13 protein-coding genes are annotated in these 14650 nt (G+C 43.7%); 2 read left to right on the top strand and 11 right to left on the bottom strand.

Translation table 11 applies throughout. The annotated features are described in order from the left end of the window. Positions 1–37 precede the first annotated feature (37 nt). On the top strand, positions 38–436 hold the full coding sequence (locus QN079_RS08150) for a DUF1622 domain-containing protein (RefSeq protein WP_016609320.1): 399 nt from the start codon (positions 38–40) through the stop codon (positions 434–436). A 108-nt stretch (positions 437–544) separates the two neighbouring features. Next, positions 545–2245 carry a fibronectin-binding protein EfbA gene (efbA, locus tag QN079_RS08155; RefSeq protein WP_289230704.1) on the top strand — a complete coding sequence of 567 codons (1701 nt, stop codon included), beginning with the start codon at positions 545–547 and terminating at the stop codon, positions 2243–2245. Between the two features lie 255 nt (positions 2246–2500). On the opposite strand, the gene QN079_RS08160 is transcribed toward efbA, so the two are convergent. The 11 genes from QN079_RS08160 to QN079_RS08210 all read right to left on the bottom strand — a co-directional run bounded on the left by QN079_RS08160 (position 2501) and on the right by QN079_RS08210 (position 14634). Further along, complete coding sequence (locus QN079_RS08160) at positions 2501–2986, bottom strand: pyridoxamine 5'-phosphate oxidase family protein (protein WP_289230705.1); 486 nt, start codon at positions 2984–2986, stop codon at positions 2501–2503. 14 nt (positions 2987–3000) lie between these two features. Continuing rightward, a complete protein-coding gene (locus QN079_RS08165) occupies positions 3001–3903 on the bottom strand; it encodes an AraC family transcriptional regulator (RefSeq protein WP_289230706.1) in 903 nt (300 codons plus the stop codon). A 309-nt stretch (positions 3904–4212) separates the two neighbouring features. Continuing rightward, positions 4213–4890: a carbonic anhydrase family protein gene (locus QN079_RS08170; RefSeq protein ID WP_289230732.1), complete on the bottom strand. Its 678-nt coding sequence runs from the start codon at positions 4888–4890 to the stop codon at positions 4213–4215. A 157-nt stretch (positions 4891–5047) separates the two neighbouring features. Continuing rightward, entirely contained in the window at positions 5048–5683 is a 636-nt protein-coding gene (gene pyrE / locus QN079_RS08175; RefSeq protein ID WP_005226111.1) for an orotate phosphoribosyltransferase, read from the bottom strand. Next, positions 5680–6399 carry an orotidine-5'-phosphate decarboxylase gene (gene pyrF, locus QN079_RS08180; protein ID WP_005226112.1) on the bottom strand — a complete coding sequence of 240 codons (720 nt, stop codon included), beginning with the start codon at positions 6397–6399 and terminating at the stop codon, positions 5680–5682. The genes pyrE and pyrF overlap by 4 nt, the downstream gene beginning before the upstream one ends. Continuing rightward, positions 6399–7322 carry a dihydroorotate dehydrogenase gene (locus tag QN079_RS08185; RefSeq protein WP_005226113.1) on the bottom strand — a complete coding sequence of 308 codons (924 nt, stop codon included), beginning with the start codon at positions 7320–7322 and terminating at the stop codon, positions 6399–6401. Before QN079_RS08185 ends, pyrF begins: the two co-directional genes overlap by 1 nt. Next, a complete protein-coding gene (locus tag QN079_RS08190) occupies positions 7322–8098 on the bottom strand; it encodes a dihydroorotate dehydrogenase electron transfer subunit (protein WP_005226114.1) in 777 nt (258 codons plus the stop codon). Before QN079_RS08190 ends, QN079_RS08185 begins: the two co-directional genes overlap by 1 nt. Before the next feature lie 21 nt (positions 8099–8119). Continuing rightward, positions 8120–11305 (bottom strand): carbamoyl-phosphate synthase large subunit, encoded by a 3186-nt coding sequence (gene carB / locus QN079_RS08195; protein ID WP_289230707.1) that lies wholly within the window; start codon positions 11303–11305, stop codon positions 8120–8122. A gap of 1 nt (position 11306) precedes the next feature. Beyond that, positions 11307–12386, bottom strand: coding sequence for a carbamoyl phosphate synthase small subunit (locus QN079_RS08200; RefSeq protein ID WP_289230708.1), 1080 nt, complete (start codon positions 12384–12386; stop codon positions 11307–11309). A 1-nt stretch (position 12387) separates the two neighbouring features. Continuing rightward, a complete protein-coding gene (gene pyrC, locus QN079_RS08205) occupies positions 12388–13671 on the bottom strand; it encodes a dihydroorotase (protein WP_289230709.1) in 1284 nt (427 codons plus the stop codon). 36 nt (positions 13672–13707) lie between these two features. Next, on the bottom strand, positions 13708–14634 hold the full coding sequence (locus QN079_RS08210) for an aspartate carbamoyltransferase catalytic subunit (RefSeq protein ID WP_151195257.1): 927 nt from the start codon (positions 14632–14634) through the stop codon (positions 13708–13710). Between the last annotated feature and the right edge of the window lie 16 nt (positions 14635–14650).

Genomic DNA, 14650 nt, shown 5'->3' on the forward strand with positions numbered 1-14650 from the left:
ATTCGGTAAGATAAAAGAAAACGGTAAAGGAGTCATTATGCATAATCTAGCTGATTCATTGATGACTGGAGCCAATCCAATCTTCGATTTCATCGTTGTCTGTTTGAACTTTCTCTCCATTTTTGTCATCGTTTGGGGTGTATTGATCGCAGGCATTGATTTTGTGCGCTACGAATTAACAGAAAAGGATCGATTGGTGGCAGCCAGAGAGAATAATTTTATCCGCAATTATTTAGGGAGTTATGTTTTATTAGGTCTAGAGATCTTGATTGCAGCAGATATTATCGAGACGATCATCCATCCTACTTTCGAAGACATCGTGCGTCTAGCTGCCGTCGTTATTATTCGAACAGTCATCTCTTATTTCTTGAACAAGGAAATCGAGCGTGCACTGCAAACCACCGATCACCAACCTACCAAGAAAAAGGAAAGCTAGCTGCCATGGCTTTTCTTTGGATTCTTCGGTATAATAGATAGGAATATTTGACATTGGAAGGATCAATCCCTCAGTCAAACTATCCTTAAAAGAAAAGAGGGAAACAATATGTCTTTTGATGGTGTCTTTACCCATTTAATGGTCAAAGAATTACAAAATCAATTAACCAGTGGACGTGTAAACAAAATTCATCAACCTTATGAAAATGAGGTCGTATTTGTGATTCGTTCCCAAGGGAAAAATCACAAACTTTTGCTATCCGCACACCCCACCTATGCTCGTGTACAATGCACAACGATCGCCTATAGCAATCCAGAAACCCCACCGAATTTCTTGATGATGCTACGGAAATATTTAGAAGGGGCGATCTTAGAATCAATCGAACAAATCGACAATGACCGTGTGATCCATTTTCATTTCACGCGACGAGATGAATTAGGTGATTTGCAAGCCCTCGTCTTGATCGTCGAACTAATGGGCCGTCACAGTACGATTTTATTAATGAATAAGACGAGCGGAAAAATCGTCGATACGATCAAACACATTGGTCATTCACAAAATACGTATCGTACCTTATTGCCAGGTGCTGTCTATGTTGCACCACCAAAGCAATCGACGCTTAATCCTTTCACAGCCTCTCGCACCAAGATTTTTGAAGAATTATCTACTCTTGATCCATTGACGGCAAAAGAACTTCAACAACGATTCCAAGGCTTAGGCCGCGATACAGCAGAAGAATTAATCGCTCGAATCAATGCCAATCCCAATGAAAAACTGCGTCAGTGGGAAGCTTTTTTTACAGAGCTTACCCAGGAGCTAGCACCAAGTTATCTCCAGTCAGAGAAAAAGGAATATTTTACACCCATTCCCTATCCATCATTGATGGATGCGACCACCACTGTCACCCATTATCAGAGTCTGAGTGAGCTTTTAGATGCGTTTTATCACGATAAGGCGGAAAGAGATCGGGTCAAACAACAAGGTGGCGAATTACTGAAAAAAATTGAGAATGAACTGAAACGGAACCAATTGAAGTTAAAGAAACGCCAACAAACGTTGATCGATTCAGAAAACGCCGAAGAATTCCGTCAAAAAGGTGAGCTTTTGACGACCTTTATGAATCAAGTCCCTCGTGGTGCTGCTTCAGTTGATTTGGAAAATTACTATGATGAGAATCGGCTTTTGACGATCAAACTCGATCCTGCTCTTTCTCCAAATCAAAATGCTCAGAAATATTTTCAACGTTACCAGAAATTAAAAAATGCAGTCAAACTGATCCATCAGCAGATTGCCGAAACGAAAGAAGAAATCGCGTATCTCGAATCCGTGTTAGCCCAATTAGAAATCGCCTCTCCCATGGATCTGGCGGTTATTCGGGAAGAACTGATCGCACAAGGCTATGTCAAAAATCGGGCGAAACAGCGTAAAAAAGCTGCTCCTTCGCAACCAGAACGATTTCTTTCTTCAGACGGAACTGAAATTTTCGTCGGAAAAAACAATTTACAAAATGACCAACTGACCTTAAAAACAGCTCGTAAGAGTGATATCTGGCTGCATACCAAAAATATTCCTGGCTCTCATGTCATCATTCGTTCGGATGATCCTAGTGAGACAACCTTAATGGAAGCTGCAGAGCTTGCCGCATATTTCTCAAAATATCGTCAATCTGCCCAAGTACCAGTGGACTACGTGCAAGTCAAACATATTCGGAAACCGAATGGTGCCAAGCCTGGATTCGTCATTTATGAGAATCAAAAAACACTTTTTGTGACACCTGATGAGGGAATTTTGAGATTAAAACAGTCCTAGCTGTTTCTAAGTTTATTCGGATCAAAAAATCATAAAGTAATCAATCAAAAAACCGATCATAAGCGGTGCGAAGAGGCACGCGCTTGTGATCGGTTTTTTATGCTTTTCGTTTTCTCTACTGCTCTTTCAGCAACAATTTTGCTTAGCTTGTACCACAAAAGGCAAACCTTCTCAGAATTCAGCCATCAACATATCTGCTAGATCCGCTAGAATGGCAATTGAACAGCACCTGCGGCTAATAGGTTTTGCTGGCTACTATATCCCGCCATCCTTCATAGTGACTTTCTTCTCGAAATCAAAATGATACAGCTTTTCCCAGTGATTGATATTTAACGTTCCTTTGGTCAAACGGATCGCTAGAAAACAACAGCCTTTATCATCCTCATTGTTAACTTCGTCGTACCAGACAAAGGCTTTGCGAATTTTGCTTCTTAATTCTGCATTTTTAGGGTCTAGCACCCACCCTAAATTCTCCCCTTGACCGATCGCAGTAAACCACTCACCACTGACAGCAATCGCAACTGCTGAATTTTTACTGATTTGCTTCATTTTGTTTGATTGCTCATGAGTTGACACGTAAAAAACACCGTCTTCATAAAAAGCATCTACTTCTCGGACGACTGGCTGTGTTCCTCCCTTGTCATTCTCGTTACAAGCAGTCGTCGCAAGAGCGATCACATTGTCTTTAAAATGTCCGAATTTTTCTTCAAGTAGTTTTACTCCTTCTTCAAATTGAGTCATTGTACTGTTCCTCCTTACATCTCACTTCTTTTTTTAAAAGGAATCCATAATTCAACATGAACGACATGATTTTCTTTTTTTTGATAAAGCTCAGGGAAAAAATCCTCAGCAACCCACCCATTCTTCTTTAACCAGAAACGGGTATAGCGCATCGCCTTCCCCATATTGATGATCAGTTGCTCTGAAATCGTATCAAAACTGCAAACAACGTAATCCCGAGCTGGTAGCGTCCATTCACTGAAGGTCGATCCCTGTGAGGCATCACCTACTTGGCCAACAAAGTAACTCGAATAGCCTTCTGGTGCATCTCCTGGAAACGAAACACCGATCTGGTAGTTGGCATTTCCCGGTTGATTGGCAATCTTTTGAAGAAATTCATGCCAAATTTCTTCAATCGGGTCGATCCCTGTTCGTTGCCCTAGCATTTTCCCATAGTTGAATGGGTAGTAACCGAGGACACCATAGAAGACCAGCGGATGCGGATTGCTTTTTTTCTGGATTTCTAAAACAACCCCTTCACTGATCAATGGGATACCCTCTTCCGTCACAATATAGCCTAATGAAAGATCTGGCTTATCAAAGTTTTGTAAGCCAATGGGCTTTTTCTGATAAAGCGAGGGTGAAATTCTATAGACCGTTTTAAACGTTCTTGAAAAAACGGCATGACTGCTAAAGCCGACTTCAAAAGCGACATCAATGACTCGCTTCTTTTGGTTTTTCAATAAAAGCGCACCTCTTGCCAAACGACGCAGTTTTATATATTCCCTAACAGAAATTTTAACCAAACGAGTGAATAAGCGCTGATAATAAAAAACGGACAATGATGCAACTTGCGCCAACGTTTCGATCTCTAACGGCTCGGTAAGATTGTCTTCAATATAATCGATTGATTTTTGGATTGCCTCCCATGCATGCATATGAATTTCCTTTCTTTTACTATAAAATAATTCGCTAAAAAAGCTTTACCGTGTCTGCTCTTTTTCAATTGATTCAATTGTGTTTTATTTCACAATAAAACGAATACTTAAAACCTGCTTATTGATTAGTTTAGCATAGTCTTTGTGCTCGATGCCTATGAAAATAAAAAAAAAGACGAGGATTTTCGTCTTTTTTTCCGTTCGTTTTTAAGCTATTGTATTGCTAGAAGGTTTCCACTACGTCGGGTTTTATAGGATAATCAGAAGAGAAGTCCGAAAAAAATACGTAAAAGGAACCATTTTTATAAATCAATAGAAATAAATAGGCCGATCTTTGCGGTCTTGCAATGGGCGATTATTATTTTCTAATACTTCTTCGCGGAATTCTAAAATGAAGCGACGGCTCATCTCCCCAACCCAGTCAAAGACAAACCAGTTGATTGGCCCTTTCGTTGGTGGGGTCGTCAAGGAACCAACATAATGAAAATGGTGGGTGCGTTCTGGCAAGAACATGCTCGGATCAAACCATTGGGTGTGGTTCTCAAAGTCCCAGATGCTGTCGTCTTGCTGATTGCAGATCCAGTTGAGTTTATCCGTCAGTTTGAATAAGATACCCACCACCAAGTTTTCACCGTCATCATTCATATGAACGAGGTGAAACTCTAACTCTTGCTGCTCGTCATCGATAATGTGTTCAGACGGCATGTGAAAATGAATATCCGTCAAATAGTGGTTGATCCCTTTAAATGTGACATAGCTTTCTTTGTTATAAGGAACAAAGTGAATCGTATTTTTGAATTCTTTTTCCGTGAACCGCTCTCGTTTATAGTGAAAAGCCAAGTCCTGATCGATGGGTTCTTCGGTCTCATCGTGGACTAAAGCGATTGGGGATTGGTAAGGAAATTCGGCACCTTGTGCATACCAGTCGCACAAAGTGTGCCAATGTTCAGGTCCATTGTCTCCGGAATAACTCCAGGGAACGTCCATATTTCTTTTCAAAAAAAACAGCCTCCTAATTCAAGTTGACAGCAAGGTATAGCCCTTCCTATCAAAAAACTTTCTCCCAATGCTATCAGAAAATAGGTAAAAATAAAACGAATATGCTTGGTCATTCCCTCACATATCCGTTTCTTATTTCAATTCCTTATTCACTCAACCAAGCAGCAGGATCTTTACGCCACTCTTGTAACAGGGCAACATCAGATTCTTGAATAGCACCCGTTTCTAAAGCCGACTCGATCAACGCTGTATAGTTTGTCAAAGTCACATAGGATAAACCTGCTTGATCAAAATTTTCTTGGACTTGAGGCAGCTCGTAAGTAAAGATCGCAGCGACGCCTAATACGTCGGCTCCTTCTCTTTTGGCTGCTTCACAAGCTTCTAAGACACTGCCACCTGTTGACAATAAATCTTCAATGACGACCATTTTTTGATTTGGTTGAATACGCCCTTCAATTTGATTGCCTTTACCGTGTTCTTTTGCTTTGCTGCGAATATAAACCATTGGCAAATCTAACAATTCAGCGACCCATGCAGCATGGGGAATCCCAGCTGTTGCGGTCCCTGCAATCACTTCTGCTTCTGGGTAAGTCGTTTTGATGACTGCAGCTAAGCCTTTCGCAATGGCGCGACGTACATGTGGATAACTCATAGTGATTCGATTGTCGCAGTAAATAGGGCTTTTAATGCCGCTTGCCCAAGTAAATGGTTCATTCGGTCGTAAGAAAATCGCCTCGATGTCTAAAAGATCTTTGGCGATTTGATTGGATTGTTCTTTCATTGGCTAGCTTCCTTCCATTCTTGTTTTATTTGCAGATAACTTTCATACGGTGCCTTAGATTGGGTGATTGGACGTCCCACAACGATCATGGTAGCCCCTGCTTTACGAGCTTGTGCAGGTGTCATGATCCGTTTTTGATCACCAACTTCACTGCCAGCTGGTCGGATACCAGGCGTCAAGCGTATGAAGGCATCCGTTGTCCTTTGTTTGATCTGCTTTGCTTCGTGAGCGGAGCAAACAACACCGTCTAACCCAGCTTTTTGGGCACAAGTGGCGTAATGCATGACACTTTCTTGCAGTGACGTCATGATCTGCTGATCATGATGCATTTGTGCCTCACTAGTGGAGGTCAATTGGGTAACTGCAATCAAATCAGGAACTTTGTGTCCTGCGGGGGTTCCTTGCTGCAGGCCTTTTTTAGCAGCAGTCATCATTTCGATCCCACCGGCTGCATGAACATTCGTCAAAGCCACACCTAAAGAAGCTAAGCGTTCCATTGCTCGTCCTACTGTATTGGGAATATCATGTAGTTTTAAATCTAAAAAAATATCATGACCACAGTCTTTTAACCAAGTAACGATCGCTGGTCCTTCTTGGTAGAAAATCTCCATTCCCACTTTCACAAACAACTTTTCCTCTATAGGAAATTGCGCTAAAAAAGTTTCAATAGCCTGTTTGTTAGGAAAATCTAAGGCAATAATTGGCCGTTCACTCATCACATGTGCTCCTCTCTCACTTCTTTTATCAGCTGTTCCAAAGAAGGGATTCCTAATTCTGCCATTCGTATAGGCAATTCTTCAATCAACTTTGGGCAAATGTAAGGATCGGTAAAGTTTGCGGTTCCGACTGCAACAGCACTAGCACCTGCCAGATACATTTCAAGGACATCATCCACTGACATCACGCCCCCCATGCCAATAATTGGTAATTGAGAAACTTGCGCCACTTGTTTGATCAGGCGAATCGCCACTGGTTTGATTGACGGACCAGACAAGCCCCCTGTTTGGTTAGCTAAAATTGGTTTCCGTGTTTTTAGATCGATCCGCATGCCTAAAAGTGTATTGATCATCGTAAACCCGTCGGCGCCGCCTGCTTCGATCGCTTGTGCAATTGGGACGATATCCGTCACATTCGGCGAAAGTTTGACATAGATCGGCACTTGCGAGACTTTTTTGACCGCTTCAGTCAATGCACCAGCAACCGCTGGATCGGTTCCGAACGTGATGCCGCCATGCTTGACGTTCGGGCAAGAGATATTCAATTCGATCGCTTTGACATTTTCTGCCTGACTGATTTCCTGACACACAAGAACATAATCTTCGACGGTCGAACCGGCAACATTCGCGATGATTGGCAAATCGGGGTGTTTTTGGGCCAAGTCGGGTAAAATTTGATTCATGACCGCTTCTAACCCAGGATTTTGCAACCCGATGGCATTTAACATACCGCTAGGCGTTTCTGCTACCCTTGGGGTCGGATTGCCGAAACGTGGTTCAGGTGTGGTCGCTTTGATCATCACCGCACCTAATTGACTGATGTCATAATATTTATCATATTCTGCACCAAACCCAAAACAGCCGCTGGCAGGCATGATCGGATTTTTTAGACTCAATCCGGGTAGCTCGACATTGATCGACATTAAATGACCACCTTTCTCGCCTGAAATACAGGCCCTTCGTCACAAACTTTGACACTTTTTGTGCCTTGTTCATCATCTTTCGTATGGCAAACACAGGCATAACAGGCACCCATCCCGCAAGCCATTCGCGCCTCCATGGATAATTGAACATCTGGAAGGTCTTCGAAAAGCTGGGCGGTGGTTTTTAAAAGACCGTTATTTCCGCAAGCAAAGACCGCCGCAGGTGTTTGCTCTGCAGCTAATAACAGGTTGCCAACATTTCCTTGTAAACCCGCGCTGCCATCATCGGTAGCGATCCTCGTATCTCCCAGTGCGCGAAATTCCTCTTCATAATACATGACGTCTTTGCTGGCAAAGCCCAAAAAGTGAATGACGTGGACGCCTTGTTGCGTCAGGCGTTTCGATAATTCATAGAGCGGCGGTACACCGATACCGCCACCTACGATAAATGCAGTGTCCCCCTGGTTTAAATGATGATAGCGAAACCCATTTCCTAACGGCCCCATCACATCGATTGGATCACCAACAGTCATTTCTGAAAAAATTCTTGTGCCATCTCCTTCGACCCGATAAATGATTCGGCATTCTTTTTTCTCAGCATCGATATGATTGATACTGATCGGTCGGCGAAGAAGAAAGGCATTTTGAGGAACCCGCAGGTGTAGAAATTGCCCTGGGGTCCTCATCTCATTGACTAATTCACCCGTCAATGTCATTTCAAAAATCCGCGGTGCCAGTTGACGCTGTTTGCTGATGGTCATGATTTCTTGCTTCATCAAAAAACTCCTTTATCTGCGTTAAATTGCTTTCGTTGAAAAACTGCGGGATTCCATCACTTTTAGAATCGCATCCGCTGTATCAAGAGAAGTAAAGGTCGGTACACCATGTTCCACCGCTTCACGGCGGATGACAAATCCGTCTTCCGTTGCATTTTGGCGATCTTTGTCCATGGTATTGACTACTACTTGGGTCGTTCCTTTACGGATCAAATCAACAACCGTTTCTTCTGCTTGCTGTTCGGAAATCTTGGCAACCCGAGTCACTTGTAGTCCTTTTTCTTCAAAGTAATCGGCGGTTCCATTGGTAGCCAATAAGGTGAAGCCGACCTCTACGAAACGCTCTGCCAGTGCTGCTGCCTCTTCTTTGCTTTCGTCTGCAACGGTGAAAAGTGCTTTTCCAAATTCAGGAATATGCAGGCCTGATGCCTCAAAAGCTTTATAAAGTGCTTTTGCCAAATCTTTGTCTGATCCCATTACTTCACCCGTTGATTTCATTTCAGGGCCTAAGTAAGTATCGACTTTTAAAAGTTTTGTAAAGGAGAAGACAGGTGCTTTGATGTGTACTTCATTTGGTGTTGGCGCAAGTCCGTCTTGATAACCTAATGCTGTGATCTCTTCCCCGAGAATCGCCTTCGTGGCAATTTGGGCCATTGGGATCTCTGTTACCTTGCTTAAAAATGGCACGGTTCGGCTAGCACGAGGATTTACTTCAATGACATACACTTTGTTCTCATGGATGACAAATTGGATATTCATCATACCGATACAATTTAAACCTAATGCCAAGCGTTTGGTATATTCTTCGATCGTAGCAATTAGTTCATCCGAAAGATTTTGCGGTGGATAGACCGCCATTGAATCTCCTGAATGGACCCCTGCACGCTCGATATGTTCCATGATTCCAGGAATCAAAACAGTTTTGCCGTCACAGATAGCATCGACTTCACATTCTTTACCGACCAAGTAACGATCGACCAAAACAGGATGTTCTGGTGATGCTTTCACTGCATGACGCATATAATCTTCTAAATCGGCTTGGTTTTCCACGATTTCCATCGCACGTCCCCCTAAGACATAACTTGGGCGGACTAAAACAGGATAGCCGATTTCTTGAGCGATGGCGATCGCTTCTTGTTCGTTCGTCGCTGTATCCCCTGGTGGTTGCGGAATATCTAGCGCTTGTAATGCTTGCTCAAAGAGATCACGATTTTCGGCACGATCAAGATCTTCAATGCTGGTGCCTAAGATTTTGACCCCAGCTTTTACTAAAGGCTCTGCTAAGTTGATCGCCGTTTGCCCGCCAAATTGGACGATGACCCCAATGGGTTGTTCCAAATCGATGACGTGTAAGACATCCTCTAAGGTCAATGGTTCAAAGTACAGCTTGTCGGAGATAGAAAAGTCAGTCGAAACCGTTTCAGGATTACTGTTCATGATGATCGCTTCATAGCCAGCAGCTTGGATCGCTTTCACCGAGTGCACTGTTGCATAGTCGAACTCCACCCCTTGTCCGATTCGGATCGGTCCAGAACCTAGGACAAGAACAGATTCTTTTTCACTGCGCTTGCTTTCATTCTCAAACTCATAGGTACTGTAGAAATAAGGTGTTGCTGATTCAAATTCTGCGGCACATGTATCTACCATTTTGTAGACGGGCAAAATCTTTTGCTCATGACGCAGCGTGCGGATCTCAGCTTCCGTGGTTTCCCACAGCTCAGCAATCTTTTTATCCGTAAAGCCGTTTTGCTTGGCTTTTTTCAACACATCAAGGGAATGTGGTTCGTTTGCTAATGCTTGTTCGATCTCAAAGATGTGAAGCATCTTATCCAAGAAGAACAAGTCGATTTTCGTCATTTCGTTCAAATCTTCGATGGTGTACCCTCTTCGGATGGCTTCCATGACGTAGAATAGGCGATCATCTTGCGCCTTGATGACTTTTTCCATCAGATCATTGTCAGAAAGAGCTTCTAATTCTTTCATTTCGATATGGTGTGTGCCGATCTCCAATGAACGAACGGCTTTTAATAATGACTCTTCAATATTACGACCGATCGCCATCACTTCACCAGTCGCTTTCATTTGTGTTCCTAATCGACGTTCCCCAGTTTCAAACTTGTCAAACGGCCAGCGAGGAATTTTTGCGACGACATAGTCAAGAGCGGGTTCAAATTCTGCATACGTCGTTTCTGTGACTGGATTTTTCATTTCATCCAATGTTAAACCGACGGCAATTTTCGCTGCCAGTTTGGCAATCGGGTACCCTGTAGCTTTACTTGCTAACGCAGAGGAACGTGAGACCCGTGGATTTACTTCAATGACATAGTAGTTGAAGCTATGAGGATCAAGCGCCAATTGAACGTTACAGCCACCTTCGATTTTTAACGCGCGGATGATTTTTAATGAGGCATCCCGTAACATTTGGTATTCATGGTCTGACAAAGTTTGGCTCGGCGCAAAGACGATGGAATCGCCGGTGTGGATACCGACTGGATCGAAGTTTTCCATATTACAAACGACGATCGCGTTGTCAGCAGAATCTCGCATCACTTCATATTCAATCTCTTTATATCCAGCAATACTCCGTTCAATCAAGCATTGGGTCACTGGCGAGAGCTTCAAGCCGTTTTCAGCGATTTGGCGAAGTTCTTCTTCATTGTTACACATGCCGCCGCCCGTTCCTCCTAGCGTAAATGCTGGACGAACAATGATTGGAAAGCCGATTTTTTTTGCAAATTCAACTGCTGCTTCCACCGTTGACACGATTTCTGATTCTGGGATCGGTTGATCCAATTCTTCCATTAATTGTTTGAATAGATCTCTGTCTTCTGCCTGGTCGATTGCTGCTAATTTAGTTCCTAGCAACTCAATTCCTAATTCATCCAAAATACCTGAGTTGGCTAATTCCATCGCCATATTCAAGCCCGTTTGTCCGCCTAATGTCGGTAAAATTGCATCAGGCTGTTCTTTACGTAAAATCCGTGAGACAAACTCAAATGTGATTGGTTCAATGTAGACTTTGTCAGCAATTTCTTTGTCCGTCATGATCGTTGCGGGATTCGAATTGACTAACACCACTTCGTAGCCTTCTTCTCGTAAAGCTAAACAAGCTTGTGTACCGGCATAATCAAACTCTGCCGCTTGTCCTATAATAATCGGTCCAGAACCGATAACCATGATTTTCTTGATATCTGTACGTTTTGGCATATTAGTTCTGCTCCTTCCATGCATCGATCATCTCTAAAAATTCGTCAAATAAGTGGACTGCATCATGCGGGCCCGGTGCCGCATCTGGGTGGTATTGGACACTGAATGCTGGGTAACGGCGATGACGAACCCCTTCGATCGTGCCATCGTTCACTTCGACGTGGGTCACCATTAGTTTTTCTGGATCGATGGATGCTTCATCCACAGCAAAGCCATGGTTTTGTGAGGTAAAATCGATCCGACCAGTGGCGATCTCTCTTACCGGATGGTTTAATCCGCGGTGACCGAATTTCATTTTATAGGTATCTGCCCCATTCGCTAATGAGAAGAGCTGATGGCCTAAACAAATCCCGAAGATTGGTACCTTGCCTTGAATCCCTTGTATCATTTTAATTGCTTCTGGCAAGCTTTTTGGATCTCCTGGTCCATTCGTCAGCATTACGCCATCTGGTGCGAGGTCTAAAATTTCTTGGGCTGTCGTATTGTATGGCAAAATCGTTAAATTGCAGTTACGGCGTGACAACTCCCGTAAAATACTGTGCTTCAAGCCGAAGTCGATGACCACGATATTGCGACCCGTTCCAGGACTTGGATAAGGTTTTGAGGTAGAAACTTGTGCCACTTGATTGGTTGGTAAAACCGCCGCTTTTAATTGATCAAAGGCATGATCAAAGATATCGCCTGCATCAACGATACTCGCTTTCATGGTTCCGTGTTGACGAATCTTTCTCGTCAGCGCTCGTGTATCGATTCCTGCGATCCCTGGAATATTTTTGCGTTTTAAAAATTCGTCTAACGTCAGCTGTTTCCGCCAATTGCTCGCTAGACGCGCGTGTTCTTTCACAACAACCCCTTTACAAGTCGGTGAAATTGATTCGTAATCGTCTCGGTTGACGCCGTAATTGCCAACCATCGGATACGTAAACGTAATGATTTGTCCGTTAAAGCTTTGATCCGTAATGGCTTCTTGATACCCTGTCATGCTTGTGGTAAAAACGATCTCACCAAAAACATTGACACTGGCACCAAACCCTTCGCCTTCAAAGTATGTTCCATCTTCTAAAATAAGCCAACGCTTCATATTATTGCCCACCTTTTTGCCATACTGTTTTACCATTTACAAATGTATAACTCGTATCCCCATATAACATCCATCCACCGAAAGGCGTATTGACTCCTTTTGATAGGAATTGCTTAGGATCCACGTTATAAGCTGATTCTAAGTCAAAAATTGCCAGGTCGGCTTTGTCTCCGACCATCATCGTTCCAGCACTTAGACCAAAGAGCGACGCTGGTTTCACGGTCATCCAATCCACTAGCTGCTGCAAGGTAAAGCGTCCTGTTTTCACAAAATGAGTGTACAACAATTGGAAGGCATATTCTGATCCGACGATGCCAAAGGGTGCTTTTAAAAAGCTTTGCATTTTTTCTTCATAGCCATGTGGGGCATGATCCGTCGCGATACAATCGATCGTGCCATCCAACAGACCTTCGATCAACGCTTCACGGTCTTCTTGCCCACGTAGCGGTGGGTTCATTTTCCAAAAGCCTTCATCGGCAGGAATATCTTCATCGATGAGAAGCAAATGGTGGGGAGAAACTTCGGCTGTCACATGGATCCCAGCTTTTTTGGCATCTCGAATCACTCGAACACTTTCTTTCGTAGAGACATGGCAGACATGGTAATGGGCTCCTGTTACTTCCGCTAAAAGCACATCCCGAGCGATTTGAGATGCTTCTGTTACACTCAAGATCCCTGGCAATCCAAGTTCTTCCGCTTTTTTACCAGCATGCATCACGCCGCCAAAGAGTAAGGAATCATCTTCTGTATGGGCAACCAAGGCCAAGTCATTTTCGGCGGCTTGCTTCATTGCCAAATACATTGTGCCAGCAGTCTGAACCCCGACACCGTCATTTGTTAAGGCAAATGCCCCCGCGGCTTTCATTCCAGCTGCATCCGTCAACGTTTCGCTGCGCAAGTTTTCGGTGATCGGGGCGTATTGTAAGACATTGATTGATGCATCTGCGTTGATTTTTTCGTAAACAGCTGCTAATTTTTCTGGTGTATCAGGAACTGGGTCAAGGTTTGGCATTGCGCAAACTGTCGTAAACCCGCCACGAGCGGCTGCCATGCTGCCCGTTTCGATTGTTTCTTTGTATTCAAAGCCCGGTTCTCTGAAGTGTACATGAACATCCACTAAACCTGGTGTGATCAATTGCTCTTTGGCATCGATGACTTCGTCAAAATCTGTTTCGGGAAATGCTGTACCGATCCCGCGTATGATTCCGTCTTCGATCCAAATTGCTGCAGGAACACAGTGATTGTCTTTTTTGATGATTTTACCGTTTTTAATGAGTGTTTTCATGTAAACTTCCTCCTCTAATTCATTCCTTTTTGCCTGTTAGGCCTTACCGTTCAACACCGCTTCAAGAATTGCCATTCGAACAAAGACGCCATTGGACATCTGGGTGATGATGCGCGAGCGTAAGCTTTCAACTAAGGCATCAGCTAACTCCACATCGCGATTGACTGGTGCTGGGTGCATAATGATCGCATGCTCTTTCATTCTTGCGGCGCGTTCGACGGTCAACCCGTGATTTTTTAAGTATTCTTCTTTTGAAAAGCTTTCCGTTCCATCATGGCGCTCGTGCTGGACACGAAGCATCATCATGACATCGACTTCTGCGACCAATTCGTCGAGAGGCAACCAGTGACCGTATACTTCAAATTCTTCGTCATACCATTCCTTTGGACCTGAGAAGAAGACTTTCGCGCCGAGACGCTTCAACATTTGCATGTTTGATTTTGCGACCCGTGAATGGGTGATGTCGCCTACGATTGCGACTTTCAAGTCGTCAAAGTGCCCGAACTCTTCATAGATTGTCATCAGATCTAGCAAACATTGCGTTGGGTGTTGGCCGCTGCCGTCCCCGCCATTGATGATACTGCACTGGATCGTTTTGCTTTGGATCAAAGAGTCGTAGTAGTTTTCATCACCGTGGCGAATGACCGCAACGTCTACACCTAAAGCCGACATCGTCAAGACCGTGTCATACAAGGTCTCGCCTTTTTGAACAGAACTGGTGGAGGCTTCAAATTCGATGACTTCGATCCCTAGTTTTTTCTCAGCAACATCGAAGCTTTTGTGGGTTCTGGTACTGTTCTCAAAAAAGAGATTTGTTGCGAAATATTGTTCTTTTTGGGGCATCCATTTCGCCCCTCTTTTAAATTCTTGTCCTCTGCGGATGAGTCCCATCACTTCACGGTCCGTCAATGCTTCGACCGTCAAAAGATGCTTTAAGCTGATTCTTTCGGATTGAATAATCATGAATGAATTCCTCCTT

It is taken from the genome of Enterococcus sp. FZMF (assembly GCF_030263915.1).
Classification (GTDB): domain Bacteria; phylum Bacillota; class Bacilli; order Lactobacillales; family Enterococcaceae; genus Enterococcus_D; species Enterococcus_D casseliflavus.